This is a genomic window from Streptomyces sp. CO7, assembly GCF_053474865.1.
The window spans coordinates 1-1,501 of record NZ_JBRIOU010000021.1; the positions used below are offsets into that span (position 1 = coordinate 1).

A 1,501-nucleotide genomic window follows, 5' to 3' on the forward strand; every position below is an offset into this window, starting at 1 on the left:
GCACGGGGTGGTCAAGGAGGGACATGTCTGCCTCACACGGAAGTGACGGTGGGCTCCGGTGCGGTGCGGGTGCGGTCGGAGCGGGGCGCCTCGACGGGCGCCTTGGCGGGTGCCTCGGCCGGCGCCTCGGCGGGCGTGACGGGGCTGCGGAAGGCGAGGGCGGCGGCGATCGGGGAGAGGGCGACGAGGCCGGCGCAGACCAGCCACGTCCGGGTCGGCCCGAGCTGGGTGGAGACGGCGGAGAACAGGGCCAGGGACAAGGGCGCGGCGCCGATGCCGGAGAGGGTGAAGGTGGACATCGCGACGCCCATGCGGCCCTGCGGAACGGCCTGCTGGTAGGCGGTCACCAGGGCGGGGCCGTTGAGGCCGGAGCAGAGGCCGACGGCGCAGGCGGTGCCGGCCAGGACGGCGGGCGACGGGACGAGAGCCATGGCGGCCATGCCGCCGGCGAGACCGAAGCCGGTCACCACGAGCTTCGCGAGCGCGGGGATGCGATGGGCCAGGGCCGCGCCGACGGCGGCGGAGGCCAGGGCGCCGGCGCTGAAGGCGGACAGGACCAGGGCGACGGCTCCGACGCCCCAGCCCTCCGAGTGGGCCCGCATGGGGAGGCCGACCTCGGCGGGCCACAGGAAGGCGACGTCGATGCAGAAGCAGGCGATGAACATCCAGCGCAGCCGCGGGTGGGAGGCCAGGAGGCGGAAGCCGTCGCCGGAACGGCGCAGCAGGGAGGGGCCGTCGGGGACGGGTTCGGGCCTGGGCATGCCGTGCGTGACGTGGGCGGCGCACAGCAGCCAGATGGCACAGCACACCGCGGCGACCGTCATCGCTGCGGGCAGCTCGCCGACGGTGACCAGCCAGGCGCCGAGGGGGGTTCCGGCGATCGGGGCGAGGCGCACCACCATCGAGAACAGGGAGTTGGCGCGGCCGAGCTGGTCCTCCGGGGCGAGGCGGGGCAGCAGGACGCCGGAGGCGGAGCCGGTCAGCCCGAGGAGGGTGCCTTCGACGAGGGCGATGGCGACCAGGGGCCACAGCGTGTCCGTGGTCACGGTGACCAGGGCGCCGACGGCCAGGACGGCGACGCGGGCGCCGGTGGCGGGAAGCAGGAGGGCGCGCGGGCCCAGGACGTCGGTGAGGGCGCCTCCGAAGAGGAGGGTGAGGACGCGGGGCAGGGTGGCGGCCAGGGTCACCAGGGTGACCGCTCCGGATCCGCCGAGCTGGACGGCGGTCCAGCTCATGGCGATGAGCAGGGCGTAGCTTCCGCCCTGCACGGCGGCCTGGCCTGCGACCAGGCTGCTGATGCGGGGCCAGTCGACTCGGGGCGGGGTGTCGGAGGTGGTCGTCATGGGTCCGGCTTCCTGTGGGCTGTCGGGTCGGAGGACTGGAGCGAGTGCGGGACGAGAGGGGAGCGAGGGCGGGGAGCGCGGGAGTGCGGATTGCGGGCACGCGGCGGGAACGGGTGCGGAGACCCGGCGAGGCAGTGGTACGGGCACGAGGCGGGGCC

The 1,501-nt window shown here is 75.5% G+C and carries 1 protein-coding gene; it reads right to left on the bottom strand.

Going from position 1 to position 1,501, the window contains the following annotated elements:
* Window positions 1-32: 32 nt before the first annotated feature.
* Window positions 33-1,343 (bottom strand): MFS transporter, encoded by a 1,311-nt coding sequence (locus tag ACOV8S_RS30820; RefSeq protein WP_448321782.1) that lies wholly within the window; start codon window positions 1,341-1,343, stop codon window positions 33-35.
* Window positions 1,344-1,501: the final 158 nt, after the last annotated feature.

Excerpts from the sequence above, each read along its gene's own strand:
- ACOV8S_RS30820 (WP_448321782.1), bottom strand. The coding sequence starts at position 1,343 with ATGACGACCACCTCCGACACCCCGCCCCGAGTCGACTGGCCCCGCATC.